The 26101-nt window shown below is 70.8% G+C and carries 22 protein-coding genes; 13 read left to right on the forward strand and 9 right to left on the reverse strand.

The window, feature by feature from the left end; genetic code table 11:
- The 5 genes from BN12_RS04670 to BN12_RS04690 all read left to right on the forward strand — a co-directional run.
- Positions 1-1838, forward strand: a 1838-nt coding sequence (locus BN12_RS04670) for an ATP-binding protein (protein WP_053079952.1), incomplete at its 5' end; no start/stop codon positions are given.
- A gap of 31 nt (positions 1839-1869) precedes the next feature.
- Positions 1870-2637 (forward strand): enoyl-CoA hydratase family protein, encoded by a 768-nt coding sequence (locus tag BN12_RS04675; RefSeq protein ID WP_235432302.1) that lies wholly within the window; start codon positions 1870-1872, stop codon positions 2635-2637.
- Positions 2634-3242 (forward strand): TetR/AcrR family transcriptional regulator, encoded by a 609-nt coding sequence (locus BN12_RS04680; protein WP_048556004.1) that lies wholly within the window; start codon positions 2634-2636, stop codon positions 3240-3242. Before BN12_RS04675 ends, BN12_RS04680 begins: the two co-directional genes overlap by 4 nt.
- A 146-nt stretch (positions 3243-3388) precedes the next feature.
- Positions 3389-4579, forward strand: coding sequence for a Gfo/Idh/MocA family protein (locus tag BN12_RS04685; protein WP_048550479.1), 1191 nt, complete (start codon positions 3389-3391; stop codon positions 4577-4579).
- 2 nt (positions 4580-4581) lie between these two features.
- Positions 4582-5586 (forward strand): Gfo/Idh/MocA family protein, encoded by a 1005-nt coding sequence (locus BN12_RS04690; protein WP_048550481.1) that lies wholly within the window; start codon positions 4582-4584, stop codon positions 5584-5586.
- A 3-nt stretch (positions 5587-5589) separates the two neighbouring features.
- Here the strand turns inward: BN12_RS04690 and BN12_RS04695 are convergent, their stop codons facing one another.
- Both BN12_RS04695 and BN12_RS04700 read right to left on the reverse strand, forming a co-directional pair.
- Positions 5590-7167, reverse strand: a complete 1578-nt coding sequence (locus tag BN12_RS04695; RefSeq protein ID WP_200901146.1) for an alpha-amylase family glycosyl hydrolase — start codon at positions 7165-7167, stop codon at positions 5590-5592.
- Positions 7168-7261: 94 nt separating this feature from the next.
- Positions 7262-9535, reverse strand: coding sequence for an ATP-binding protein (locus tag BN12_RS04700; RefSeq protein WP_048550483.1), 2274 nt, complete (start codon positions 9533-9535; stop codon positions 7262-7264).
- A gap of 267 nt (positions 9536-9802) precedes the next feature.
- Between BN12_RS04700 and BN12_RS04705 the strand changes: the two genes are divergently transcribed.
- On the forward strand, positions 9803-11341 hold the full coding sequence (locus BN12_RS04705; protein ID WP_048550485.1) for a choice-of-anchor A family protein: 1539 nt from the start codon (positions 9803-9805) through the stop codon (positions 11339-11341).
- 24 nt (positions 11342-11365) lie between these two features.
- On the opposite strand, the gene BN12_RS04710 is transcribed toward BN12_RS04705, so the two are convergent.
- Positions 11366-11845 (reverse strand): cation transporting ATPase C-terminal domain-containing protein, encoded by a 480-nt coding sequence (locus BN12_RS04710; RefSeq protein ID WP_083454419.1) that lies wholly within the window; start codon positions 11843-11845, stop codon positions 11366-11368.
- 53 nt (positions 11846-11898) lie between these two features.
- Positions 11899-12552 (reverse strand): TMEM175 family protein, encoded by a 654-nt coding sequence (locus BN12_RS04715; protein ID WP_162233037.1) that lies wholly within the window; start codon positions 12550-12552, stop codon positions 11899-11901.
- Between the two features lie 184 nt (positions 12553-12736).
- On the opposite strand from BN12_RS04715, the gene BN12_RS04720 reads away from it, so the two are divergent.
- Positions 12737-13771 carry a hypothetical protein gene (locus tag BN12_RS04720; RefSeq protein WP_157635348.1) on the forward strand — a complete coding sequence of 345 codons (1035 nt, stop codon included), beginning with the start codon at positions 12737-12739 and terminating at the stop codon, positions 13769-13771.
- Between the two features lie 7 nt (positions 13772-13778).
- On the opposite strand, the gene BN12_RS04725 is transcribed toward BN12_RS04720, so the two are convergent.
- On the reverse strand, positions 13779-14996 hold the full coding sequence (locus BN12_RS04725) for an ROK family protein (RefSeq protein WP_048550492.1): 1218 nt from the start codon (positions 14994-14996) through the stop codon (positions 13779-13781).
- Positions 14997-15128: 132 nt separating this feature from the next.
- On the opposite strand from BN12_RS04725, the gene BN12_RS04730 reads away from it, so the two are divergent.
- From BN12_RS04730 to BN12_RS04745, 4 genes are read left to right on the forward strand one after another with little or no spacing between them, the layout of a single operon-like run.
- Complete coding sequence (locus tag BN12_RS04730) at positions 15129-16415, forward strand: ABC transporter substrate-binding protein (RefSeq protein ID WP_048550493.1); 1287 nt, start codon at positions 15129-15131, stop codon at positions 16413-16415.
- A gap of 26 nt (positions 16416-16441) precedes the next feature.
- On the forward strand, positions 16442-17344 hold the full coding sequence (locus BN12_RS04735; protein ID WP_048550495.1) for a carbohydrate ABC transporter permease: 903 nt from the start codon (positions 16442-16444) through the stop codon (positions 17342-17344).
- Positions 17344-18246, forward strand: a complete 903-nt coding sequence (locus BN12_RS04740; protein ID WP_083454421.1) for a carbohydrate ABC transporter permease — start codon at positions 17344-17346, stop codon at positions 18244-18246. Before BN12_RS04735 ends, BN12_RS04740 begins: the two co-directional genes overlap by 1 nt.
- 50 nt (positions 18247-18296) lie before the next feature.
- Positions 18297-19994 (forward strand): glycoside hydrolase family 13 protein, encoded by a 1698-nt coding sequence (locus tag BN12_RS04745; protein ID WP_048550497.1) that lies wholly within the window; start codon positions 18297-18299, stop codon positions 19992-19994.
- A 51-nt stretch (positions 19995-20045) separates the two neighbouring features.
- Here the strand turns inward: BN12_RS04745 and BN12_RS04750 are convergent, their stop codons facing one another.
- The 3 genes from BN12_RS04750 to BN12_RS04760 all read right to left on the reverse strand — a co-directional run bounded on the left by BN12_RS04750 (position 20046) and on the right by BN12_RS04760 (position 22417).
- Complete coding sequence (locus BN12_RS04750) at positions 20046-20729, reverse strand: type 1 glutamine amidotransferase domain-containing protein (RefSeq protein WP_048550499.1); 684 nt, start codon at positions 20727-20729, stop codon at positions 20046-20048.
- Between the two features lie 12 nt (positions 20730-20741).
- Complete coding sequence (locus BN12_RS04755) at positions 20742-21719, reverse strand: alpha/beta hydrolase (RefSeq protein WP_048550501.1); 978 nt, start codon at positions 21717-21719, stop codon at positions 20742-20744.
- A 116-nt stretch (positions 21720-21835) separates the two neighbouring features.
- Complete coding sequence (locus BN12_RS04760; RefSeq protein WP_048550503.1) at positions 21836-22417, reverse strand: TetR/AcrR family transcriptional regulator; 582 nt, start codon at positions 22415-22417, stop codon at positions 21836-21838.
- Positions 22418-22623: 206 nt separating this feature from the next.
- On the opposite strand from BN12_RS04760, the gene BN12_RS04765 reads away from it, so the two are divergent.
- Positions 22624-23550 (forward strand): acetoacetate decarboxylase family protein, encoded by a 927-nt coding sequence (locus tag BN12_RS04765; protein ID WP_048550505.1) that lies wholly within the window; start codon positions 22624-22626, stop codon positions 23548-23550.
- 136 nt (positions 23551-23686) lie between these two features.
- Here BN12_RS04765 and BN12_RS04770 read toward each other — a convergent pair whose 3' ends face one another.
- The gene (locus tag BN12_RS04770; protein ID WP_048550507.1) at positions 23687-24763 is read right to left on the reverse strand and encodes an Lrp/AsnC family transcriptional regulator; all 1077 of its coding nucleotides are present in this window, start codon (positions 24761-24763) and stop codon (positions 23687-23689) included.
- A 114-nt stretch (positions 24764-24877) separates the two neighbouring features.
- On the opposite strand from BN12_RS04770, the gene BN12_RS04775 reads away from it, so the two are divergent.
- On the forward strand, positions 24878-26077 hold the full coding sequence (locus BN12_RS04775) for a M20 metallopeptidase family protein (RefSeq protein ID WP_048550509.1): 1200 nt from the start codon (positions 24878-24880) through the stop codon (positions 26075-26077).
- The last annotated feature ends 24 nt before the right edge of the window (positions 26078-26101 follow it).

Here is a 26101-nt window from a genome sequence, read left to right on the forward strand (position 1 = left end):
GCGCGGCGCCTGCGGACACCTACCTGCGGGGGGACCTGATCGTCGCCGCGGCACATCGCGCCGGTGCCGACGCCGTGCATCCCGGCTACGGATTCCTCTCCGAGAGCGCGGAGTTCGCTCGCACAGTGCGCGACGCCGGACTCGTGTGGATCGGCCCGGACCCCGAGGCCATCGCCGTCATGGGCAGCAAGGTCGCCTCGAAGGCGCGGATGGCGGACGCGGGTGTGCCGGTCCTCGAGCGGCTCGACCCGGGGACCGTCGAGGAGAGCGACCTCCCCATCCTCGTCAAGGCGTCCTCGGGAGGCGGCGGGCGGGGTATGCGGATCGTCCGTCGCCTCGCCGAGCTCCCCGGGGCCGTCGAGTCCGCCTCCCGGGAGGCGGCGAGCGCCTTCGGGGACCCGACGGTGTTCTGCGAGCGCTACCTCGAGTCGGGCCACCACGTCGAGGTGCAGATCCTTGCCGACGCCCACGGCACGGTCTGGGCCCTCGGCGAGCGCGAGTGCTCGCTCCAGCGCCGTCATCAGAAGGTCATCGAGGAGGCGCCGTCACCTCTCGTCGAGCGGATCGGCGGCGATCTGCGCGAGCGGATCCTCGGCGCCGGGCGGGAGGCCGCCCGGGCCGTCGGGTACCGCGGCGCGGGGACCGTCGAGTTCCTCGCCTCCGCGACCGGTGACTTCTGGTTCCTCGAGATGAACACCCGCCTGCAGGTCGAGCACCCCGTCACCGAGTGCGTCACCGGCCTCGACCTCGTCGGCCTCCAGCTCGACGTGGCCGAGGGCAGACCGCTCGCCGGCCCCGAACCGGCGATGACGGGGTATGCCGTCGAGGCCCGCCTCTACGCCGAGGACCCCGCGGCCGACTGGCGGCCCCAGACCGGCACGGTCGTCACGCTGGAGGTCCCCGACGTCGTCGCCCGCTTCGACCGACCGTCGCGGCCGGGGATCCGCCTGGACTCCGGTGTCGAGGCGGGCAGCGTCGTCGGAACCCACTACGACGCGATGCTCGCGAAGGTCGTCTCCAGCGCCCCGACGCGCGAGGCGGCGCTCGGCGGGCTCGCCGCTGCGCTGCGCCGGACGCGGGTCCACGGCGTGACGACGAACCGCGACCTGCTCGTCGCGAGCCTCCTCCATCCCGAGGTGCTCGCCGGCGCGGCCGACACCGGCTTCTACGACGCCCACCCGCCCGGCGAGCTCACCGCCGGCGCCCGGGTCGACCCCGGCCTCGCCGCGCTCGTCGCCGCGCTCGCGGACAGCGCCCACGATCGGCCGGGTCCGCTCGCCGCGGTCGCCAGCGGCTTCCGCAACGTTCCCGTCGGCTATCGGAGCAGGAGGTATGCCGTGGAGGACGAGGAGATCGACGTCCGCTACCGCTTCGGGCGTGATGGGCTCGAGGTCGAGACGCCGCCCACCGGAGTGACCCGGGTCGACGTCGTCGAGCGGTCCGCCGACCGGGTCGTCCTCGAGCTCGACAGGGTGCAGCGCAGCTGGGACGTCGTCCGGTTCACCGTCGGCGACGAGGTGCGGGTCGCCCTCGACGGCGCGTCCGGCTCGCTCGAGCTGCGACGGGTGCCCCGCTTCGTCGACCCCTCGACGAGGGTTGCGGCCGGTGCCCTCGTGGCGCCGATGCCCGGGTCGGTCGCGCGCCTGGCCGTCGAGCTCGGCGACGTCGTGTCCGCCGGTCAGCCGCTGCTCTGGCTCGAGGCGATGAAGATGGAGCATGCGATCCTCTCACCCGCGGGAGGCACCGTGACCGAGCTCTCCGTCGCCGTCGGTCAACAGGTGGCCCAGGGCGAGGGTCTCGCGGTCGTCGCGGCGACAGAAGGGAACGGCGATGGCTGACCGACCGGACACGTCGAGGAGCGGCCCGCGCGTGGCGGTCGAGACCGCCGACGGGGTCGCGCGGATCGCGCTGGACTCACCGCACAACCGGAACGCGCTGTCCGAACGGCTCGTCCGTGAGCTGCACGAGGCGATCGCCGCCGCGGAGGCGGACGAGAGCGTGCGCGTCATCGTGCTCACCCACACGGGCTCCACCTTCTGTGCCGGTGCGGATCTCGGTGAGGCCTCGTCCGGATCGGGCAGCGACGGGGCCCGGGCTCGAGCTGACCAGCTCGTCGACCTCCTCGACCGCATCGTGGGCTGCGCCCTCCCCGTCGTCGGGCGCATCGACGGTCACGTCCGGGCCGGCGGCATGGGCCTGGTCACCGCGTGCGACATCGCCCTCGCCGGCCCCCGCTCGACCTTCGCGCTCACCGAGTCGCGCCTCGGTCTCGCCGCGTCCGTCGTCTCCTTGACGGTGCTGCCCCGGCTGTCCGATCGGGACGCCTATCGACTCCTGCTCACCGGGGAGACCGTCGACGCGACGGAGGCGGCGCGGATCGGTCTGGTCACCGAGGCCGCTGCCGACGTCGACGATGCGCTCGCCGCGCTCCTCGCCGCGCTCCGGCGGTGCTCGCCCCAGGGGTTGCGGGAGACGAAAGCGCTGCTGACACACGGCATGCGAGCGGGAATCGCGGCGAACCGGGACCGGGTCGCCGCGCAGTCGGCACGCCTCTTCGAGTCCGAGGAGGCGCGCGAGGGGATGACCGCCTTCCTCGAGCGCCGACCGCCCCGGTGGGCGGCCGAGGGCTCACCGTGACCGTCGGGACCGAGCCCAAGCAGGACCGCAGCCGGGCCACCCGTCGGCGGCTGCTCGACACGACGGTCCGGTGCCTCGCGACCCATGGGTGGGAGTCGGCGACGGTCGGCCTCATCGCCGCCGAGACGGGCATCAGCCGCGGCGCCGTGCAGCACCACTTCCCGACGCGCGAGGCGCTCATCGTCGCCGCCCTGCGGCACATGTTCGACGAGCGGATGGCGCTCCTCGACGCGATCGCGGAACCCGACCCCGGCCACGCGGGGGCGGAGCGCGTCCACGCCATCGTGTCCCAGATCGTCGATCTCATGGGCGGCGAGCTGTTCAAGGCCGCCCTCCAGGTGTGGACCGCCGCCGCGGCCGACGCCGACCTGCGGACCACCGTCGTCCCTCTCGAGCGCCACTTCGGCCGGGCCGCCCACGCGCGGGTCGTGCGGCTCCTCGGCGTCGACGACTCGGACCCACAGCTGCGCGGGCTCGTCCAGGCGACCCTCGACCTCGCACGCGGGCTCGCCCTCGCCGACGTCCTCACCGACGACTCCCGCCGCCGGGCCTGGGTCGTGCGGGCCTGGTCCGACCGCCTCGCCGACGCGCTCGAACCCAGCTGAGGCCACGGGGTCCGCCGCGTGCTCCCGATGCCGGGTGCGCGACAATTCCAGATAGGACGGACGTCGGCTCGCCCAAGGAGCCGACGGCCCCGGAGGTGCCCACTGCGGCACGGCCGATGGAACGCACGAGGTGAGGACGACACGCCATGGACGCCACGTCGCTGGAGAGGTTCGGTCGCCGCCTCCGCGTCGCGATGATCGGCGGTGGACTGGGCTCCTACATCGGGGAGACGCATCGCATCGCGCTGCGGTGCGACGGACTCTGGGAGCTCGTGGCCGGTGCGTTCTCCCGTGACTACTCCGTGTGCCAGGCGACGGGCCGTCGGCTGCTCCTCGACCCCGAACGCGTCTATCGCGACCACCGGGCGCTCGTCGAGGGCGAGTCCCGCCGGGCGGACCGGGTCGACGCGGTCATCGTGGCGACGCGGCCGGCCACGCATGCCGAGATCATCGTCGCGGTGCTCGACGCCGGCTTCCACGTGATCAGCGAGAAGCCCCTGACGAGCACCCTCGAGGAGTCGGTCGCGGTGGCGGCGGCCCTCGCGCGCTCCGGCAAGCGACTCATGCTGACCCACTGCTACAGCGGCTATCCCATGATCCGCATGGCCCGGGAGATGGTCGAGCGAGGAGATCTCGGCCGGATCACCGCCGTCGACACCGAGTTCGCCAGCGGTGCCTACGCCGGCGGCACCCCGGAGGGCGCCTGGCGGGTCGGCTCCGCCGAGGCGGGCGACGCGGGGATGCTCGTCGACCTCGGGACCCACGCCCTCCAGCTGGCCACCTACGTGACGGGTGCGCGCGTCAGCGAGGTGTCGGCCCGGCTCGACCGCCTCGCGCCCGAGCACGAGGTCTACGACAACGCGTTCCTCGATCTCGGCTTCGAGGGCGGCGCGGTCGGCCGATGCTGGAGCACCTATCAGGCGGCCGGCGCTGTGCACGGGCTCCGCATCGCCGTCTACGGCGACCGCGGCTCGATCGCCTGGGACCACGAGCGGGCCGAGGTGCTGTGGTGGCGTCCGGTCGACGGCCCCGAGACGCTTCTGACGAAGGCCGGCCCGATGGCGACCGCCGGCGCGCTGGCGGCGAGCCGATTCACCGCCGGACACCCCGACGGCTACGGGCTGGCCTTCGCCAACCTCTACCGGGACTTCGCCGAGGCCCTCATGGAGGAGGCGATCGGCGAGGACCCGGCACCGTTCCTCGCGCGGCTTCCCGGTGTGGAGGACGGCATCCACACGCTCGAGGTGATCGACGGCGCCCTGCGGTCGCACGCCGCGGGCCACGCGCCGGTCCCGCTGCCCGCCGGCCCGGGCTCCCGGCATTCGGTGGGAGCCTGACCATGCAACGGATCGCCCTCGTCGGAGCCGGCTTCATCGGCACCGTCCACGCCGCGAACCTCGCGGCGCATCCCGGCGTGCAGTTCGACCTCGTCTACGACGTCGACGAGCACCGCGCCGGCGACGTCGCTCGACGACACGGCGCGGTGGCCGTCACGGACGTCGAGCAGATCTACGACCCGGATCGGGTCGACGCGGTGCTCGTCGCCTCCTCGACCGACACCCACGCCGAGCACCTGCGCCGTGCCGCCGACGCCGGGGTCGCCGTCCTCTGCGAGAAGCCGATCGACCGGGAGCTCGACCGGGCCGCGGACACCGTCGCATACGTCCGGGCTCGCCAGGTGCCCGCCATGATGGCCTTCAACCGGCGCTTCGACCGCGACTACGCCGAGCTCAAGGCCACCGTCGACAGCGGTGCGGTCGGGGAGGTGGCGCTCATCCAGCTCACCTCGCGCGGGCCCGAGCTGCCGCCCCTGGACTACCTGCGGGTCTCCGGAGGGCAGATGCGCGACCAGGCCGTGCACTTCTTCGACCTCGCCCGGTGGATCTCCGGAGCCGACGTCGTCGCGGTCTTCGCCACCGGGTCCGCCCTCGCCGAGCCACGCATCGCCGAGTTCGGCGACACCGACATCGCCGCCGTCACGCTGCGCCTGGCGACCGGGGCGCTGGTCCAGATCGACACCTCGAGGCGCACCGGATACGGCTACGACGAACGGATCGAGGTTCTCGGAAGCAACGGCATGGTCGAGGCCCACCGTCACCGCGCCGGTGCGGTCATCCGCTACACGATCGGCCGGGCCATCGAGAAGGGCATGCACCCGGGGTGGTTCGAGCGCATCAAGCCCACCTATGCCGCCACCCTCGACCACTTCGTCGACGCCCTCGACACGGGCGAGCCGCCGAGCCCCTCCCTGGACGACGGCCTCCGAGCCCAGGCCATCGCCGAGGCCGCGGCCCGCTCGCTCACCAGCGGCCGCAGCGAACCGGTCCAGTACCCGGGTGCCTAGGGTTCAGAGAGTGAAGATCCCGTAGCCGAACCCGTCGGCCGCGACGTGTCCGTCGGACACCGTCACTCCCGAGACCTCGACCGGAGCCGGCTCGGCATCGCGCAGCGCCGCGACGTCGACGTGGGCCGGCTCCCGGCGCGGGTTGACGACGACGAGGTGGGTGCCGCCCCGGACGTAGGCGAACGGGTAGTCGCGCGTGAGCACCTCCGTGCTCGCGAGCGGGCCGAGCGCCGGGGTGCTGCGTCGCAGGTGGATGAGCCGACGGACCAGGGTGAGCACCGAGTTCGGGTCGTCGCGCTGGGCCGCGACGGTGGGCCGGTCGGGCGCGGGGTCCTGCGGCAGGTAGAGGCGGTCCGGCGGCGCCGTCGAGAAGCCGGCGTTGGCGCCGGAGTCCCACTGCATGGGAGTGCGGCAGCCGGCGCGGTTGTAGCCCGGGTTGCACACGCTCCCCTCGTGGTCGGGCAGGCCCGGCAGGTACCGCATACCGATCTCGTCCCCGTAGTAGATCGACGGGACGCTCGCCCACGTGAGGAGGAAGGCGTATGCCGCGCCGAGCTGCTCGGCGGTGCGGTCGCCGCAGCACAGGCGGGAGAAGTCGTGGTCGGCCGTCGCGAGGACGACGAGCCGGTCGCCGCCGCTCGCCCCGCGATGCTCGTCCCAGATCCGTAGGAACCGTCCGAGGGATCCGGGGCCGTCCCGCCCGTCGGCCTCGAAGAAGCAGTGCTCGTGGTCGGGCAGCCAGAAGAGGCTCCCGGCACCGCCGTTGTTGAACAGCGCGCTGTGCGCCGGATGGATGACGAGGAAGAAGTCGCCGTCGAACCCGGACCGGACGCCGATGTCGGCCGGGGCGGGGTAGTCGCTCTCCGGGAGGAGGACGGCATCGGGGTATGCGACGTCGAGCCACTCGTGGAGCTCGCGCCACAGGCGGGCGGTCTGGCTCTTGTCGGGGTCGTCCTTGACGAGCGAATACGCCATGTCGACGCGGAATCCCGCGATACCGCGGTCGAGCCAGAACGCCATGATGTCCTTGAGCGCCTGCCGGTTCGCCTGCGGCCCCGGGCCGTCGACGCGCTGGCGCCACGGCTCGTCCGCCCGGAGCCTGGCATACCCGAAGTTGAGGGCGGGCTGCTCGTCGAAGAAGTTCTTCAGGTAGTAGCCGGGCCGCCGCCCCGGGGACGGCACGAAGCCCGGGCCGGGCCGGTCGGACCAGATGTACCGGTCGTCGGTCGGGTCGTCGGCCGCCCGCCGGAACCACGCGTGCTCGACCGACGTGTGGCCGGCGACGAGGTCGAGGATGACGCGGATCCCGCGCTCGCGGGCGGCCTCGACGAAGGTGACCATGTCCTCGTTCGTGCCGTAGCGCGGAGCGATCCGCAGGTAGTCCGAGACGTCGTAGCCGGCGTCGCGGAACGGCGAGGCGAAGCACGGGTTGAACCACACCGTGTTGACGCCGAGCCACTGGAGGTGGTCCAGGTGCGCCATGGCCCCCGGCAGGTCGCCGATGCCGTCGCCGTCGGAGTCGGCGAACGACTGCGGGTAGATCTCGTAGACGACGGCGTCCGCCAGCCACGGTGCGGGCATGGGTGCTCCTTCGCGGTGCATCGGGTCTCGGCGAACGCCAGTCTGTCAGGGGCGGCTGCGGTGCCGGGTAGGCCCGTCGTCGGCGATCCGGCCGTCAGTGGTCCCGGACGGCCGTCGCGACCTCTCGGCGTGAGCGGACCCCGAGCTTCGCCAAGGCCCGGGAGACGTGCCCCTCGGCGGTGCGCACCGAGATGACGAGGGTCTCGGCGATCTCCCGGTCGGTGAGGCCCTTCGCGACGAGGGCCGCGACCTCGTGCTCACGGGGGGTGAGCCGCGCCTGCCGTGGCGAGCCCGAGCGGTGCGGCGCGGCGTCGAGGGCCTCCTCGATCGCCCGCGCGGGCGAGAGCCGGCGTCCCTGCCACCAGGCGCTCGTCCGGCAGGCCGTGAGGGACGCGGCGAGCTCCTCGAGGTCGGTCAGCTGCGGGTGGCCCCGCAGGTAGGTCGTCGTGAGGGCGACGGCGGTGTATGCCGTGCCGACCGCCGCGCCGGCGAGGACCTCCGCGAGCTCCCGCTCGCCCCGGCGCGCGGCGAGGAGCGCGGCGACCTGGAGGGCGTCCGGGTTCTCCGGCCGGTGGGGGAAGCTCCGCGAGATGCGCAGGGCGCTCTCCAGGAGCGTCGTGGCCGCGTCGTCGTCACCCCGGCCCAGGGCGTCGAGGGCGCGGAGATGGTGGGCGAAGGCGAGGTAGTACTCCTCGTCGTGGCGCCGGCTCAGGTGCTCGATGTCGGCGAGCGTCGAGAGCACGCGGTCGTCGTCGCCGGTGCCGAGCCCGGCATAGACGATGAGCTGGCGCAGCTGGAAGTCGAGGGGGCGCGGTCGGTCCTCGATCGTCGGGAGGTCCGCGAGGAGGGTGTCGAGCGCCTGCTCGTGCTCGCCCTGGATGATGAGGCCGAAGGCGCGGACGAAGGTCTGGGCGCCGGGCCGCACGACCGCGGGCGGCAGCGTGGACTCCAGCCGGGCGGCCTCCTGGGTGCTCGCCCCCGCCCCGACGAGGTCGCCCTTGGCGAGCCGCAGCGTCGCGTCGTTGCGCAGGGCGCGGGCCCTCAGCTCGCTCGTCGTGTCGACGTGCCGGAGGATGCGACCCAGCCAGTAGAGGCCCTCGTCGACGTGGCCCGCCGTCCACCACAGCTGGCTCGTCGGCATGAGCGCGAGGTCGTAGAGCAGCTCGGTGAGCTCGGCCCGCTCCAGGCAGGTGTCGATCGCCTGACGGAGGTTCGGCAGGTCCGACTCGGCACGCGACAGCAGGAGCGACTGGCCCGGGCCGACCCAGCTCTCCTCCACGCCCCGCGCCACCCCGGCATACCAGCGGGCGTGGGCCGCGGCGACGGCGTCCCGTGGAGGGCCGTCGTCCTGGTCTCGGCCGAGGGAGCGCAACGGGTCGGGAAGCGAGTACCGCATCCGTCCGTGGACGGGCTCGCCGACGAGGACGGACTTGTCGGTCAGCGCCTGGACGAGGTCGAGCACGGGCGCCGAACCGGTGTCGAGCCCGGCGTCGTCGCATACCGCCTCGAGGGCATCGAGGTCGAAGGAGCCGGCGAACCGGGACACCATCGCCCACAGGCGCCGCTCCGCCGGCGAGCAGAGCCCGAAGCTCCACCGGGCGGAGTCCCGCATGCTGCGCAGCCGCGGCGGGAGGTGAGCCGTCGGCGCGGAGAGGAGGGCGAGCGGATCGGCGAGGCGGTCGGCGATCTGCTCCAGGGTGAGCGCGCGCAGGCGAGCGGCGGCGAGCTCGATCGCCTGGGGTATGCCGCCGACCCGGGTGCAGATGTCGCGGACGACCGGCAGCGTCGTCTCGTCGGCCCGGAACGTGGGGTCGGCGGTCCGCGCCCGGTCGAGGAACAGGACGACCGCGTCGCCGTCGACCGTCCCGGTGCCGGCCGGGCTCGTGACGGCGAGCGAGTGGAGGTCGACGACCGCCTCGCCGGGAAGGCCGAGGAGGTGCCGGCTCGTCGTGAGCACGGCGACCCGAGGGCAGCGCCGTGCCAGCTCCTCGACGACCCGGACCACACCGTCCGCCACGTGCTCGCACGTGTCGAGGACGAGGACGAGCGACTGGCCGCCGAGGTGCTCGCAGACCAGCTGGAGGGGGTCCTTGGTCGTCGGGTTCACCCCGAGCGTCGAGGCCAGGAGGGCGGGGACCAGCTCGCTCTGGGACACCTCGCCGAGCTGGACGACCGCCGTTCGCGAGCGGGTGCCCGGCTCGAGCCGTCCGACGGACTCCATGGCGAGGCGGGTCTTGCCGATGCCGCCCGGCCCGTGGACGGTGACGAGCGCGCCGGGGCGCAGCAGCCGGCGCACGGCGGACAGCTCCACCTCGCGGCCGACGAAGCGCGTGGCCGGCCGCCGCCACGGCTGCTCCGGGAGAGGCACTGACGACGAACCCACTCTCATCGACGCCCTTCGACATCCCGACGGACCCAGCCTGCGCGTGGCACGACGACCCTACCCCGGCGCGGGGGAGGGGTCCGTTCGCTCCTCGACGTGGGTCGTCCGCGGTACGGGCGGGATACGTACGTACCGGGATGCGACTACGCGACTCCGGTACCGCCCCTGGTGTCCACCGACGATCACTGGTGGGGTGGGTGACTCACCGGGCGGCTCGTCCGGCCCCAGCCACGTCGTCGGGAGGGATCGCGGATGGCCGGCTCCAACGGCCGGACGGCATCGTGCGGCCGCTCGGACGGACCTGCGGGGCGGACCCCCGGTGCCGGCACGGAACGGCGCCGGGACGTCTCCACGCGAAGGGCGTATGCCGTCGCCGTGGCGGCCGTCCTCCTCGTCGTCGCCGTGTGCGTCGGCGTCTCCACCGCGTCGGGCGACCCGTTGCCCGATCCCATCGGGCCCTGCCTCGGCAGCGACTGCCCCGACACGTGGGGACCTCCCGGTCCGGGGAGCGTCATCGGGCACGACGCGGCCGTCAACGTCTTCGTCGGCCACGACTTCTCGGTCACCGGAGGCGCGGCCGAGCTCGAGGGGCGGCTCGTCGTCCTCGGCGACGCGGACGTCGATCGCTCCATCGCCGGCGGGTACAACATCGGGGTCGTCGGGGCAGGCTCCCTCGTCGCGCCACCCGTCGGCGAGGACCACGCGATCATCGGCGGCTCGCTGACCGTCGGGTCGGGCACGCACGTCGAGATCGGCGGGGGAGATCCCGCGGAGTGGGGCAACCTCGCCTACGGCACGACCCTCTCCGGCACCGTCAACCTCTCCGGACCCGGCACGACGCGGCAGGACCCCGCCGCGGTCGAGCCGTACACCGGCATACCCGATGCCCTCGGCGAGATCTCCCGGTGCGCGGCGAGCAACCCGACGACCGGCACGGTGTCCGCGGAGTTCGGCACGACCGTCTTCCAGGGCGACGGCTCGAGCGCCGTGCAGGTCTTCACCGTCGACGGCTCGCTGCCCGGCGACGGGGGTGTGGACTTCCGCGGCATCCCGGACGGCGCGACCGTCATCGTCAACATCGTCGGCGCGACCGCGGACCTCGGCGTCAACTACCTCAACCTCGCCGCCGAGGACGGGCTGCGGCTGCTCTGGAACGTCCCCGATGCGACGGCGACGTCGATCTACGGGTATGCCGCGCTGCCGGGCTCCATCCTCGTCGCCAACCCGGCCGGCACGACCCGGATTGCCCTGCCGAGCACGAACGGGCGGGTGCTCATCGCGGGCAACCTCGAGCACGGCTACTCCGAGGGGTCCGGTGGCGGGGAGATGCACAACTACCCCTTCCTCGGTGACATCCCGTGCGCGACGACGAGCACCACGACGACGAGCACCACGACCACGGTGACGCCGACGACGACGACGTCGCCGACTCCGACGACGGTGACCCCGACTACGACGACGACGTCGCCGACTCCGACGACGGTGACGCCGACCACGACGACGACGTCGCCGACGCCGACGACGGTGACGCCGACCACGACGACAGTGGCTCCCACGACGAGTTCGTCGACGACATCGTCGACGTCGACGACAGGTGCCGTGATCGTGCCGACGGGTGGCTCGTCCTCCGGGGGCGGCGCCACGGAGGCGACCGGCGGGTCGTCAGGCGGGTCCTCCGGAGGACTGGCGTTCACCGGTGCGCGGATCGGCGGCCCCGCGCTCCTCGTCCTGCTCCTCGTCGGTGGCGGCCTGGTGCTCGTCCGCCTCGGCCGCGGCGGCCTGCACTCCTGAGCCCCCGGGGGTGCAGGCCGCCGCTCAGCGAGCCGGCGCCGGGGTGGGGGACGAGACCGCCTCCCGGCCTCGCCGCAGCCGCTTGTCGACCTCGATGACGACGGGCACGACGCACGCGAGGGCGAGACAGGTGAGCCACTGAGCGCCGCTCAGGCCCGCCGTTCCCAGCGCCTGCTGGAGGAAGCCGAGCTCGACGGCGGCCACGGTCAGCAATGTCGGCACCGCGAGGACGCGGAGCGCGCCGAGCACGGGTGCGTCGATCCCGCTCGCCGGATCCCGGCGCAGGACGAGGCCGGACAGCACGGTCCGCAAGGACATGACGACGAAGGCCATCGTCGTCGCCGTGCTCGGGCCGCCCTCGAGACCCGGGGCCACGAGGAGTGCGCAGAGGGTGACCGCGCGAGGACGAACCTCGGCCACGGTGAGGCCGGTCGTGGGGTCGGTGTCCAACGCGCCCGCGACGGACTCGACCGATCGGGTATGCCAGGCGGCATCCACACTCATCGTCGTCCCTTCGGGTCGAGGCCGTATCCGGCGGCTGGGGCAGCGCAGGCTGGTCAGCCGACGGAGGGGCTCGTCCCCGAGGGACGCCACGGCATACGGATCGGGATGAGGACGAACAGCGACACGAGGAGGTAGCCGAACACCGCGACGATGGGGAGGAAGAGGCCGAGGACGATCATCACGAGATAGCCGGCCATGCTCGGGGTGAGCCGCTCGGTGAGCAGGTCGAGGTCCTCGTCGCCGGCGTCGTCGGCGGTCAGGTGCGCGGATCTCGCATACCGCCAGAGTCCCGACAGCAGGACCGAGGTGAGGAGCAGGACGACGCCGTAGACCGTCACGGCCACCCGCTCGGCGTTGCCCTGCTTGATGAACTCGGCGAGGACCCGCGTCGGGAAGGGCAGGAGGGACACGATGAGGAGCAGCAGCATGTTGAGCCGGAGGAGGGTGCTGTTCGTGCGGGCCAGCCGCTCGGTGATCGCGTGGTGGCCGAACCAGACGGCGGCGACGGTCGAGAAGCTGACGATGTACGCGAGGTAGGAGGGCCACTCGTCGAGGAACCCTTCGAGAAGGTTCCGACCGGCGCTCAGGGGGAGGCTGAGGTCGAGGACGAGGAGGGTGATCGCGATCGCGAAAACTCCGTCGCTGAAGGCCTCCAACCGGCCCGTCCCGTAGTCGCGTGGCGCGGGTCCACTCGATGGCTCGGTCACCGTCCCACCTCCGTCCGAAGATCCTGGCCGACACGATCGTGGACCGTCTGGGGCCGTGATCGTCGACGCCCGTGCCGCCGAGGACGTCACGGCGCCGAAGTCACGTACTCCTCGCGTGTACCTGCGTATCCGTCGGTCCTCGCGGCCGGCCTTCCACGGCGCCTCGCCGGACTACCGTCGGGGCGTGACCGGACGACTGGACCTGACGGCACGTCAGGCGGATCCGGCGGCACTGTGGCGCGTCGACCTGTTCCTGTTCACCGGGGTGGCGACCGTGCTCGTCATCCGCACCTTCCTCAGTCTGACCGGCTACCCGCAGGTCGGCGGCGCGACCCTCCACATCGCGCACGTCCTCTGGGGCGGGCTGCTCATGGCGCTCTCGATCCTCGCCATCGCAGTCTTCCCCGGGGACCAGTGGCGCTGGCGGGCGGCCTTCGTCGGCGGCATCGGGTTCGGGTTCTTCATCGACGAGGTCGGCAAGTTCGTCACCAAGGACGTCGACTACTTCTTCAAGCCGGCTGTCGCCATCATGTATGCGACGTTCGTCGCCCTCTACGTCGGCGTGCGCATCGTCCTGACCCTGCGCCCGATGACCGACCGGCGACGCCTCGCCCTCGCGGCGTCGGCTCTCGTCGACGAGGCGACGGGGGTCCTGCAGCTCACGGCGAGGGACCGGGCCCTGGCCGTCCTCGACGGCATCGCCGTGTCCAGCCCGGAGCGACCGGCCGCCGACCTCGTGCGCGACCTCCTCGACTCGGACGTGCCGGCCGGCAGAGGTGTCGAGGCCCGCCTGCTCACAGCCGTCGATCGGATCCGGCGCCGGATCCTCGCCACCCTCTCGACCGGGGCAGCGATCCGGATCGTCCTCGCCCTGTCGGCGGTGCAGGCGGTCTGGCTGCTCGGCGAGGTCGTCGTCTCGGTCGCCCGGCATCCGCAGACGAGCCGCGCACACGCCACCCTCGACACCGGGCTGCCGGCGACCGTCACGGCGATCCTCCTCGTGACCGGCGTCGTCCTGCTGCTCACCGGGCATCGCGAGAGCGGGCTCACCGCGCTGGAGTGGAACCACATCGTCAACCTGCTCTTCGTCCAGGTCGCCGTCTTCAACCGCGAGCAGTTCCTCGGCCTCCTGGGGTTCGCCGGGTCGGCCGTCGCGCTCATCGTCATCCGGGTGGCCCGCGACGAGGTCCGCCTGTCCGAGGGAGCGCCCGGGGCCTGAGCGCTCGTCAGGCCCCGGCGGCCGGTGTCGGGTAGAGCAGGTCGAGTGCGTGGCTCCGGGCGAGTTCCACGGCGGCGGCCACCGCGCCCTTGGCGACGACGTCCGCTCCCAGCTGGGACACGACGATCCGGGGACTCTCGAAGTCGAGGCTCGTGGCCAGCAGCTCGCGCGCGGTGTCGACGACCAGGCCCATCCCCGACGAGACTCCACCGCAGATGACGACGATCTCAGGGTCGTACATGCTGTGGAGGACGCGGACGACCCGAGCCAGGACCGTGCCGACCTGCGTGGCGATGCGCATCGCGTCCGGGTCGCCCTGGGCGGCGAGCTCGAGGACGGTGCCGCCCTCGAGGGCCTCGGGCCGGAGGGCGGCGAGGGCCCCGCGAGGATCGAGATCGCCGTCGCGGATCGCCTCGCGTGCCCACTCCTTGGCCCGGTGACCAAGGCCGACCGCACCCCCGACCCCGTCGACGTGGTCGAGGGCGCGCATCTCGCCGACACCGCCGTGTGCGCCCCAGAGGAGCCGGCCGTCGACGACGACGCCGGATCCGAGACGGCCTCCCGCGAGGAGGGCGACGTAGTTCTCGCAACCGGCCGCGGCGCCCGCGACCCCCTCGGCGATGGCGGCGAGTGAGGCGTCGTTCTCCACGCGCACCAACGGGGCCCGGTCCGCGAGGGCATCGACGAGGTCGGGGTTCATCCGTTGCCAGAACCCGTCGCGCTGGATGGGAGAGACGCCGAACCGGTCGACGGGTGCGGGAACCCCGACGCAGATGGCGAGTGCGTCGCCGGCGTCGCGACCGGCTCGCCGGATGAGGTCGTCGATGGCCACGCCGACGGCTGCGCGTCGCTCCTCGGCGGTGTCGTGCTCGATGCCCAGCTCGGTGTGCACCCGCGCCAGGACGGTGCCGCGCAGGTCGGCCGCCATGCCGTCGAGGTGGACGTGGCCGGCGTCGATCCCGATGACGATGCCCGCGTCGGCGTGGAAGGCGAAGCGGCGGGCCGGCCGGCCCTTGCGGTAGTCGCCGACCGCCCGTGCGTTGGGCAGCTCGGTGAGCAGCCCGAGGCGCGCGAGGGTGTCGAGTGCCTCGATGGTCGTCGACCTCGTGAGACGCACGGCGGACATCGCGTCAGTCGCCGTGAACTCGCCGGCCCCCCACGCATACGTCAACACCGTGTCGAGGCTCGCCGGGCGGGGCGCCGACGCGCGCTGGGCCGTCTGCATGGGTATTGACCTTCCTCTCCGGCTCTGGCACCATCGTCGCACCTGATTGATTTGATGACTAAATAAATGTGTCGAAGATAAGAGCTGAAGCCATCCCGTCGCGTGGTGGCATGCCGTCGAAGGAGACAGCACATGCAGCATCCCGCCCGGGGCAGTGTCACGAGGCGATCGCTCCTTGTGGGGATCGGGGCGGCCGGGGTGGGGGTCACCCTCGCGGGCTGCTCGGCGGGGTCGCGTGGGGGCTCCTCGTCCGCGACGACGATCTCCTTCTACCTCTCCAAGCCCGAGGTCATCCCGTACTTCCAGAAGCTCATCGCGAAGTACCACAGGGAGCAGGACAAGGTCCGTGTCGTCATGGACTCCTCCTCCAACGTCCCGGCGGACTTCGTCCGCAACCAACCGCCGGACCTCGGATGCTGGAACTACAACTTCTCCGTGGCGGAGTTCGTCAACCACGGCGCCCTCATGGATCTCGGCAGGACGCCTCAGGCGCAGTCCATCAACCCCGACCTGTGGCCCCTCATGAAGCAGACGGCCGACTACCCGGGGCGGACCTCGGCGATCCCCTACTCGGTGATGGCTGCGTCGGTCATCTACAACCGCGACATCTTCGCCAAGCACGAGATCACCGTGCCGACGACGTGGACCGGGCTGACGGCCGCCTGCGAGAAGCTCAGGAGCGCAGGTGTCACCCCGTTCTTCAACACCTATGCCGACACGTGGACGATCGCACAGGGCCCGTTCGACTACTCGATCGGCGGGATGCTCGACGTGCCGGGGTTCTTCGCGGACATGAAGGACGAGGGGACGAAGGTGGGGAAGGGCTCGGCGGTCTCCTTCGAGAAGGACTTCGCCGAGCCCATGGAGCACATGGTCGAGCTCGACAAGTACGCGAACAAGGACGCCGCGAGCCGCAAGTACGGCGACGGCAACACGGCATTCGCGCAGGGCAAGGGGGCTATGTACATGCAGGGCCCTTGGGCGCTCAGCCAGATCGCGCTGACGAACCCGAAGATGAGCCTCGGCACCTTCCCTCTGCCGGTCACCGACGACCCGAAGGACCTCAAGGTCCGCGTCAACGTCGACCTCGCGCTGTGGATCCCCGAGGCCTCCTCGAAGAAGGAGGCCGCGCTCGACTTCATGGCCTGGCTCATGCAGCCGCGCATCAACGACACCTACAACGACGACAACGACGGGTTCGGGTCCCGGCGCGACGCGCCGCCACCGAGCAACCCGACGCTCGCCGGTATGCGGAAGTTCTACAGCTCCGGCGCGTTCTATCTCGGCCCGTCCCAGCTCATCCCCGGATCGATCCCCGTGGCCAACTACGCCCAGGCCATGATGCTCGGCTCGAGCCCCTCCTCCCAGCTGCGCACGCTCGACAACGACTGGGCGCGCTACTCCATCCGCGTCTCCTGATCTCCCGACTGGAAGCGAGCCCAGCCATGGCCACAGCCACAGCTCCCCCGACCACGTCGCGTCGCGCGCACCGACGCCGGGTCGACCCGGTCTTCTACGCCTTCCTCGTGCCCACCCTCGTGCTGTTCACCCTCGCGATCACCCTGCCGGCCGTCATGGGCATCGTCCTCAGCTTCACCAACTCCGTGGGCTTTGGGACCTTCACGTTCGTCGGCCTGACCAACTACGTCGCGGTGTTCTCCGACCCCGCGCTCCTGCACGCCTACCTGTTCACCCTGTTCTTCGCCTGCATCACGACGGTCGTCGTCAACGTCATCGCCTTCCTCCTCTCGATCGCCCTGACGGCGAAGATCCGGGCCAAGGTGGCGCTGCGCTCGATCTTCGTGCTGCCCATGGTGATCGCGGGCATCGTCATCGCCTACGTGTTCAGCTATCTCTTCGCGAACAGCCTGCCGGCGCTCGCTCAGTCGGTCGGGTTCGGGCCGCTGGAGCAGTCGATCCTCGCGAACCCGCACCTCGCGTGGATCGCGATCGTCACCGTCGCCGCTTGGCAGGCGATCCCGGGCGCCCTGCTCATCTATATCGCCGGTGTCCTGTCGATCCCCGGGGACGTCTACGAGGCGGCCTCGCTGGACGGTGCCACCGGCTGGCGCCAAGTCGTCTCGATCACGATGCCGTTGACGGCCGGCTACATCCTCATCAACGTCATCATCAGCTTCAAGGGCTTCATGAACGTGTACGACGTCATCGTCGGGTTGACCAACGGCGGCCCGGGCACGGCGACGACGAGCGTCGCGATGTCGATCTTCAACGGGTTCGGCAACGGCGACTACGCATACCAGATGGCGAACGCGACGATCTTCTTCCTCATCGGCGTCGTCATCGCCCTCCTCCAGATGCGCTTGAACCGTGGAAAGGCGGCCTTCTGATGACGACCCCGGTCGCCGTCGGCATCGACCCGGCGGACAAGGCGATCCCCGCACCGGCGGCGAAGGGCCGCGGACGACGGCAGCGGCTCGGCACGAACTGGACGATCACCATCGTCCTGGCCGTCTGCTCGCTCAGCGTGCTCGTGCCTCTCTACGTCACGATCTCGATGGCCTTCAAGACGACGAAGCAGGCGGTCGACGGCAACGCGTTCTCGCTCCCGCTGCCGGTCAGCCTCTCCGGCTTCCGCGAGGCCTGGACGCTGACGGACTTCCCGCGCAGCTTCGTGATCTCCGTCGGGGTGGCGGCCGTCACAGTGACCGGCACGATCATCCTCGCGACGCTCGCCTCGTATGCCATCTCCCACAACTGGGAGCACCGCCTGTTCCGCTACTCCTTCTTCTACCTGCTGGCCGCGATGTTCCTGCCGTTCCCGGTCGTCGCCCTGTCCCAGGTGAAGCTCACCGGCATGGTGCACCTCGACAACCCGATCGGCGTCGCCATCCTCCACGTCATGTTCCAGCTGTCCTTCAGCGTCATGCTCTTCACCGCATTCCTCCGCTCCATCCCCGGCGAGCTCGAGGAGAGCGCGCGGATGGACGGCGCGACGACCGGAATCGTGTTCTGGCGGCTCATCTTCCCGCTCCTCGCGCCCATGAGCGCGACGGTCGGCATCTTCGCCTTCCTCGCCTCGTGGAACGACTACATGATGCCGGTCCTCATCACGTCCAACCCCAAGCTGCAGACGCTCCCGGTGCTACAGCAGATCTTCCAGACCCAGTTCTCCAACAACTACAACGTCTCGTTCGCGTCGTATCTCATGGCCATGGCCCCGTCGATCATCGTCTACCTCATCACCCAGCGGTGGGTCATCTCCGGCCTGACCCAGGGCGCCATCAAGTAGCGCGCCGGCCGCTCACGACGCGTCCCCGACGACGAAAGGAAGCAGTCCTCGTGTCGCATTCGACTGTCGAGACCACGGCCGCTCGTACCGACGACGCGAGCGCGGGCTCGTGGTGGCGTCAGGCGGTCGTCTACCAGATCTACCCCCGCAGCTTCGCGGACGCGAACGCCGACGGGCTGGGCGACCTGCGCGGCATCCTCTCCCACGTCGACTACCTCGCCGAGCTCGGCATCGACGCCGTGTGGCTGAGTCCCTTCTACCCGTCGGCGCTCGCCGACGGCGGCTACGACGTCGCCGACTACCGTGACGTCGACCCCCGCCTCGGAACCCTCGACGACTTCGACGACCTCGTGACCGCCCTGCATACCCGCGGCCTGAGGATCGTCGTCGACATCGTGCCGAACCACACCTCGGACCTGCACCCCTGGTTCCGGGAGGCGCTAGCGGGCGGTCGGGGGTCGGGGGCCCGGGACCGGTACATCTTCCGGGAGGGGACCGGGCCGGACGGCTCAGAGCCGCCGACGGACTGGCAGTCGTTCTTCGGCGGGTCGGCGTGGGAACGCGTCGAGGACGGGCAGTGGTACCTCCACAACTTCGCCGTCGAGCAGCCGGACCTCAACTGGTCCCATCCGCAGGTGCGCGCCGACTTCCTTGCGACACTGCGCTTCTGGTCGGATCGCGGGGTCGACGGGTTCCGCATCGACGTGGCGCACATGCTGACGAAGGATCTCGGGGACCCCCTGCCGACCTGGGCCGAGCTGCAGGCGCGACCGATCGACGGAAGCCACCCGATGATCGACCGCGACGACGTCCACGACGTCTATGCCGAATGGCGGTCGGTCTTCGACTCCTACGACCCGCCGCGCACGGCCGTGGCGGAGGCCTGGGTTCATCCGTCACGGGTTCCGCTGTACGCCCGGCCGGAGAGCCTCGGACAGTCGTTCAACTTCGACCTGCTGCTCGCCGAGTTCGACGCCGGGCAGTTCCGGACCGTCGTCACCGACAACCTCGAGCTCGCGACCCGATCGGGCTCCTCCAGCACGTGGGTGCTGTCCAACCACGACGTGGTGCGTCATCCGACCCGCTACGGCCTGCCCGCCCGTACCTCCACGGCGCAGACGCCGGCTCTGGAGTGGCTGCGCAGCGGAGGCATCGAGCCCGCACTGGACCGGGACCGGGGGCTGCGACGGGCCCGAGCCGCCTCGCTCCTCGTCCTTGCCCTCCCCGGCTCGACGTATCTCTACCAGGGGGAGGAGCTCGGTCTCCACGAGGTCGCCGAGATCCCCGACGAGGTGCGCCAGGACCCTGCATACGTGCGTACCAAGGGCGCCCAGATCGGACGCGACGGATGCCGGGTGCCCCTGCCGTGGAGCGCGCACGCGCCGGCCTTCGGGTTCGGCGCGGGGGGCGCGCATCTACCGCAGCCGGACTGGTATGCCGCGTGCGCCGTCGACGTCGAGTCCGCCGACCCGGGGTCCACCCTGTCGATGTATCGTCGCGCGCTCGCTCTCCGGCACCAGCTGCAGACAAAGGAGCAGCTCACCTGGATCGAGACCGGCCGGCCTGATGTCCTCCACTTCGAGCGAGCGAACGGGTGGCACGTGCTGACCACCTTCGGCACCGACCCGTATCCCTTCCCGGGCAGCGCGCTTCTCGTGTCGAGCTCGCCGTTCGCGGGTGACGTCGTCCCGGGGGAGACGACGGTGTGGTTCCGACGCGGCGCCCTGCCGTCCTCTCAGGACGGGTGAGCCGGGCCCACGCTCGCATTCCCGGTGACGCCGGTATCGCGACCGGACCGGTCACAACAGGGCAGCGACCTTACGGGCCGTCTCCTTGGCGGATCCCGGATTCTGACCGGTGACGAGATTGCCGTCGACGACGGCGTAGGAGACGAAGGGCAGCTTGGCCTTCTCGTAGAGCGCGCCGCGCTCCTTGGCTCGCTGCTCGGCGTTGTAGGGCACGAGCTTGTCGACTCGGGCGAGAACCTCCTCCTGCCAGGCGAATCCGGTGAGCCTCCTGCCGGCGATGAGATAGCTGCCATCGGAGAGCCGGGTGTCGAGCAGCCCGCAGTAGCCGTGGCATACCGAGGACACGATGGCGCCCCGCTCGAAGATCTCGCGCGTGATGCGTTGCAGGCCTTCGCTGTCGGGGAAGTCGTACATGACGGCGTGACCGCCGGTGAAGTAGATCGCGTCGTAGTCGGCGGAGTCGACCTGGTCGGGGCTGAGTGTGCTCTCCAACAGCGCCATCTTGGCCGGGTCGGCTCGCCAGTCCTTGGCGGTCCGGTCGTAGCTGGGGAACTTCAGCGATCGGGGCTCCAGCGGGACATGACCGCCGGCGGGGCTGACCAGGGTCTGCTCGAAGCCGTGATCGTCGAACACCTCCCACGCATGGGTGAGCTCGGAGAGCCACAGTCCGGTCGGATGGCCCGGGTCGTCGTAGTGGCCGACGTTGGTGAGGACAGTGAGAACGCGTCTGGTCATGCCTGATTCCCCTCACTCCTGCTCGTGCAGGGCGGACCTCAGCGCGTCGATCGCGAGGTGCCGAGCGACGGTGGCAGCCTTCGTGTCGCGCAGGCTGTCCAGGAGCAGGAAGTCGTGGACCATCCCGGCGACCCGGACGGAGGTGACGTCGACGCCGGCTTCGCGGAGCCGGTTGGCATACTGCTCGCCCTCGTCGCGGAGGACGTCGGCCTCGTCGGTGATGACCAGGGTGGTCGGCAGCCCTCGGAGATCCTCCAGCGGCGCTCGCAGGGGCGAGGCGTACTTCTCGGCGCGCTGGGACTCGTCGGTGGTGTAGGCGTCCCAGAACCACTTCATGCCCTCACGCGTGAGGTAGTAGCCCTCGGCGAACTGGAGATAGGAGGGGGTGTCGAAGTCGGCGTCGGTGACGGGGTAGAGGAGGACCTGCGCCGTGAGGTCGATGCCGCCGCGGTCCTTGTTCATGAGGGCGAAGACGGCGGACATGCAACCGCCGACCGACTCCCCGGTCACCGCGACCCTCGAGGTGTCGAGACCGTGGTCGGCACCGTGCTCGGCAACCCACTGCCCGACCGCGTAGTTCTGCTCGACCTGGGTGGGGTAGCCCTTCTCCGGCGCGCGGTCGTAGACGGGGAAGACGCCCGCTGCGTCGGCGCCGACGACGAGCTCGCGGAAGAGCCGGTCGTGGGTGTGCTCGTCACCGAAGACCCACCCGGCGCCGTGGATGTAGAACACGACGGGCAGCAGGCCTTCGGTCCCTCTCGGACGGATGATGCGGGTGCGGACGATGCCCCAGTCGCCGGCGTCCACATCGACCCATTCCTCGTCGACGTCGGGGCGGTCCACGCCCTCGCCACTCTGCAGGTCGGCGAGGATCTGGCGGCCCTGCTCGGGCGGAACCTCGTAGATGCGCGGGTGCGGGTCGGTCAGCTCGCACAGCTGCTTGGCCTCCGGCTCGAGGTAGGGCGTGATGGGTTGGGGCAGGTCGGTCATCGTGGCCTCCAGGGCTGCACAGGGGGTTTCGAGTGTGCGCACCGTCGATGTGTGCATTGCTCACATCGACGGTAGCGCGACGCGTGCGTGGCGTCAACGCGAGGACTCGTGTCCGCTCAGCCGTTGGGTCGGGCGGCGAATACCGCGATGAACGAGGAGCGCGCCTGCGCGGCGACGTCGTCCATCGACGAGCCGATGAGCTTGCCGTCGAGATAGAGGCACGCCATGCCGTGGACCAGGCCCCAGCCCCCCAACGCGAGATCGATCGGGTCGGAGTCGGGGAACACGCCGGCGACGGCCGCTGCGAGCAACTCGTGCACCTCGGCGGCCGCCCGTACCCGCTCGTCGTTCTCGTCGTCGCATTCACTGCCGAACATGAGCCGGAACAGCGCCGGTCGTCGCAGGGCGAACTCGACATAGGTCACGCCGAGCTCTGCGAGTTCGCTCACCGTCGTGGGGAGCTCGCGGTTCCGGGTCAGGTCGGCCAACAGGTCGCGGAGGCCTTGGGCTGCCAGCGCCGACTCCAGCGCCTCGCGGTCGGCGAAGTGGCGGTAGGGGGCTGTGGCCGATACCCCGGTCTCGCGGGCGACGGCGCGCAGCGAGAACGGCTCGCCACGCTCGAGCATGCCCATGGCCGTGGCCAGCAGGGCCGCCCGGAGGTCACCGTGGTGATAGCCGCGCTTCGCTGTGGCCGACATCGCCCTGCTCCACCTCCCCTCGCGCCGTCACGGCTGTCCGACCTCAAGCATCGCCTCTTCGGCGTCGTGTGCGGAGGGGAAACGCCGATGGTGCGTCGCGCCAGCACGCGGCGTCGCGGTCGTGTGGGTGTGCCACGATGTTGACAGTGCTTACATATCAGGTTACCGTCATGTGAGCAACGCATACATCTGACGGAGGAGCTGCGATGACCCGGTCCGACATCAACCCGGCGAAGGACGTGGTCGAGGTCGACCTCGGGGGCCGCACGGTCACCGTGCCCAAGGGCGGCCTGTTCGACCGGTACCGCATGGACACCGACCTCGACGAGGTCGCCAAGGATCCGCGGGTACGGAGCGTCGACTTCTTCCGGACGCTGCCCAAGACCGAGGTCCGGTCACCCATCGGCCCGACCAGGACGCCGAACTTCTACTATGCGATGTCGAAGGCCCAGGTGACCTACCTCGCCCCGACGAGGGCGTTGCGCTCGCGACTGCCCCGCGAGCTCGATCCGCTGCAGATCGCCCCCGGTGTCGGCGTGTTCTCGGTCGTCTTCTTCCGATACGACGTATGCGACATCGACTTCTACACCGAGGCGACCGTCGGCATCGCGGTCCGACCGGCACGCCACGGACGGCTCGGCACGGCCGACCTCCTCTCCACGCTGTCGAACGACTCGATGCACGCCTACGTGCTGTCGTTGCCGGTGAACACCGAGATCGCGCAGGTTCGCGGTCACGACGGCTACGGCTTCCCCAAGTGGGTGACCGACATCGACGTCGACATCGACGACCGAAGGACGTCGGCACGGGTCGCGGGCGACGACGGCGGCACCGACATCGCCCTCGACGTGGACACGCCGAGGCAGAAGCGGATTCCCAGCGGCGCACGGGTCTCGACGCTGACGTCGTACACCCAGCTCGGCGGCGGCTGGAATGCGACGCTGAGCCAGACCAACACCCTGGCTGTCGGCAGCAGGCTGTTGCCGCGCGACATATCACTGGAGCTCGGGTCCGGCCGGATGAGCGACGACGTGCGCTCGCTCAAGCCGATCAGGCCGCTGCGGCTCGACGTCTTCACCGAGTGTCAGAACGCGCTGCACATCCCCGTGCCCGTCTCCTTCCCGTCCGACTGACCCCCCACCGCAGGTATGCCGTCGCCGAGACCCGAGCTGTAGCCGGCTCCTGCGGTCCATACGGCTCTCGATGCACAGGTGCGCGGTGGCCAAGCCCCTGTCGCAGCGGCAGTTCCTGTCGCAGCAGCGACCGGAGTCACGTCCCCTTGTCCGAGGCGCGCCCCGCAGCTGAGTTCCGAGATAGTCGACCGGACCCTCCCCATGGATCGACGGGCACGCTGCGGACACGGCGCCCGTTGCCGTCCATGACGGCCCCGACCCGCTTGACGTATGCGAGAGTCACGGCGCGGTCGGTGAAGGTCAGCTGCGGCAGCGTCCGGGCGAGGAGGACCTCCAGCTGCTGCAGGTCCTCGATCGCCCGAAGTCGCACCGTGATGACGAGATTGGCCGGGCCCGTCACGGCGGCGCAGAGCCGCAGCTCGGGCAAGGTCACGAGCACGCGGGCAGCGGCCTGGAGTCCGTCGGGCCGGACCGTGGCCCAGCACGTCGCGGTGACCGGCCAGCCGACCAGTTGGTCGGCGACCTCACACCGCACCAGCACCGAGCGGCTGCGCAGCAGTTGGGCGGTCCGCCGACGGGCCGTGGCAGGGCTGCAGCCGGCGCTCAGGGCAAGGTCAGTGGCCGACCGGCGGCCGTCCTCGCCGAGGCTGCGGATCAGCATCCGATCGACGTCGCTGGAGACCGCGCTCTCGGCTCCGTCGACGTAGGCCACCGCATGGGCGGCCATGCTGGTCTGCTGTCCTCGGCTGAGCGCATCCAGACGCCACTGCGAACCCTCGGCGAAGGTCTGCGTGGCGATGTAGGTGCGCGTCCCGCGGACGCCCGGGAGCTGACCGACGCGGGTCATGACGAACTTCGCCAGCGTCCGCAGGTCCTCGGTCATGACCGTCACATACAGACCGCGCCCGCCGGCCAGCACCTCGATCGAGGAGCACTGTGCCTCCTCGACGAGGGCATCGGCGACGGGCTGCAAGGCACCGGACTCACACTCCACTTCCACCCAGGCCAGGCACTGATGCCGCCACAACGTCGGTCCGGGTTGGCCCATCACCCAGGCCAAGCCTGCACCGACCAGACGTTCCCATCGTCGTGCGGTGGTCACGGCGCTCACGCCGAGCACCGCACCGATCGCGTTCCAGGGGGCCCGCGGGGCGATCTGCAAGGCATGGATCAGCGCCAGGTCGTACTCGTCGATGGTGAGCGGATCTTTCATTCCTAGCCTGCCTTATGACGTTTTCTTGCAGTTCTCGCCGTCGCTCCAACGCATGGTGTCACGCTTCCCGCCCATACAGCAACGCCAAGAACCAGCCCTCGAAGGAGACTGTCGATGACGATCCACCAGAGCGCCCAAGCCATCCAGGAGGAGCTGGTCGCGCTACGGCGTGAACTGCACCAGGACCCAGAGATCGGCTTGATGCTGCCCCGCACCCAGGCGAAGGTGCTCGCGGCGCTGGACGGCTTGCCGCTGGACATCACGGTCGGCTCGTCCCTGACCTCGATCACGGCCGTCCTCCGCGGCAGTCGGCGCGGGCCCTCGGTCTTGCTGCGGGGAGACATGGATGCGCTACCTGTCACCGAGAGGACCGGCCTGGACTACGCATCTCGGACCACTGGCGTCATGCACGCCTGCGGGCATGACCTCAACACCTCGATGTTGGTCGGGGCAGCGCATCTGCTCGCGGCGCGTCGGGAATCCCTGGCCGGCGACGTGATCTTCATGTTCCAGCCCGGGGAGGAGGGTTGCGACGGCGGAGCCGCCATGGTCGCCGAGGGGGTGTTGGACGCGGCTGGGAACAGGCCGGTGAGCGCCTTCGCGCTGCACGCATTCTCCGCGTCCCTGCCGTTCGGTCGGTTCTCTGCTCGCCCGGGCGTCGCCTTCGCATCCTCGGACGAACTGACGGTCACGGTCCGCGGCGTCGGTGGACACGGCTCGACCCCGCATCGCGCCAAGGACCCCATCCCCGCCGCCTGCACGATGGTCGACCAGCTTCAGACGATGGTCACCCGATCATTCGATCCTTTCGACCCGGTGATCCTGACTGTCGGCACGTTCCACGCCGGTACTCGAAGCACCGTCATTCCAGACGTCGCCGAGTTCCAGGCGACGATCAGGACCTTCTCGCACCATTCACGTGCGCAGATCAAGGAGCGGGCGGTGCGACTCGTCCATTCGGTGGCGGGCGGTCACGACCTCGAGGCCGAGGTCCGTTACGACGAGGGCTATCCGGTGACCATCAATCACCCGATCGAGGCCGACTTCGCCGCGAACGTCGTGGCCGAGGTCTTCGGACCGGACCGCTTCCAGCAGCTCCAGGCGCCACTGACCGGATCCGAGGACTTCTCTCGCGTGCTGAGCGAAGTGCCCGGCTGCTTCGTGATGCTCGGCGCCTGTCCGCCCGGTGTCGATCACGACACCGCCGCCTTCAATCACTCCAGCCTCGCGGTCTACGACGATCGCGTCCTGTCCGACGGCGCCGCGCTGTATGCCGAGCTGGCCGTCCGCAGGCTCGCGCGTGAGACCTGCTGACCGCACCGCTCGGTCACCCAGATC

The organism is Nostocoides japonicum T1-X7 (assembly GCF_001046855.1).
Taxonomy (GTDB): domain Bacteria; phylum Actinomycetota; class Actinomycetes; order Actinomycetales; family Dermatophilaceae; genus Nostocoides; species Nostocoides japonicum.

Excerpts from the sequence above, each read along its gene's own strand:
- BN12_RS04685 (WP_048550479.1), top strand. The coding sequence starts at position 3,389 with ATGGACGCCACGTCGCTGGAGAGGTTCGGTCGCCGCCTCCGCGTCGCG.
- BN12_RS04690 (WP_048550481.1), top strand. The coding sequence starts at position 4,582 with ATGCAACGGATCGCCCTCGTCGGAGCCGGCTTCATCGGCACCGTCCAC.
- BN12_RS04695 (WP_200901146.1), bottom strand. The coding sequence starts at position 7,167 with ATGCCCGCACCGTGGCTGGCGGACGCCGTCGTCTACGAGATCTACCCG.
- BN12_RS04705 (WP_048550485.1), top strand. The coding sequence starts at position 9,803 with ATGGCCGGCTCCAACGGCCGGACGGCATCGTGCGGCCGCTCGGACGGA.
- BN12_RS04710 (WP_083454419.1), bottom strand. The coding sequence starts at position 11,845 with ATGAGTGTGGATGCCGCCTGGCATACCCGATCGGTCGAGTCCGTCGCG.
- BN12_RS04725 (WP_048550492.1), bottom strand. The coding sequence starts at position 14,996 with ATGCAGACGGCCCAGCGCGCGTCGGCGCCCCGCCCGGCGAGCCTCGAC.
- BN12_RS04730 (WP_048550493.1), top strand. The coding sequence starts at position 15,129 with ATGCAGCATCCCGCCCGGGGCAGTGTCACGAGGCGATCGCTCCTTGTG.
- BN12_RS04735 (WP_048550495.1), top strand. The coding sequence starts at position 16,442 with ATGGCCACAGCCACAGCTCCCCCGACCACGTCGCGTCGCGCGCACCGA.
- BN12_RS04740 (WP_083454421.1), top strand. The coding sequence starts at position 17,344 with ATGACGACCCCGGTCGCCGTCGGCATCGACCCGGCGGACAAGGCGATC.
- BN12_RS04750 (WP_048550499.1), bottom strand. The coding sequence starts at position 20,729 with ATGACCAGACGCGTTCTCACTGTCCTCACCAACGTCGGCCACTACGAC.
- BN12_RS04755 (WP_048550501.1), bottom strand. The coding sequence starts at position 21,719 with ATGACCGACCTGCCCCAACCCATCACGCCCTACCTCGAGCCGGAGGCC.
- BN12_RS04760 (WP_048550503.1), bottom strand. The coding sequence starts at position 22,417 with ATGTCGGCCACAGCGAAGCGCGGCTATCACCACGGTGACCTCCGGGCG.
- BN12_RS04765 (WP_048550505.1), top strand. The coding sequence starts at position 22,624 with ATGACCCGGTCCGACATCAACCCGGCGAAGGACGTGGTCGAGGTCGAC.
- BN12_RS04770 (WP_048550507.1), bottom strand. The coding sequence starts at position 24,763 with ATGAAAGATCCGCTCACCATCGACGAGTACGACCTGGCGCTGATCCAT.
- BN12_RS04775 (WP_048550509.1), top strand. The coding sequence starts at position 24,878 with ATGACGATCCACCAGAGCGCCCAAGCCATCCAGGAGGAGCTGGTCGCG.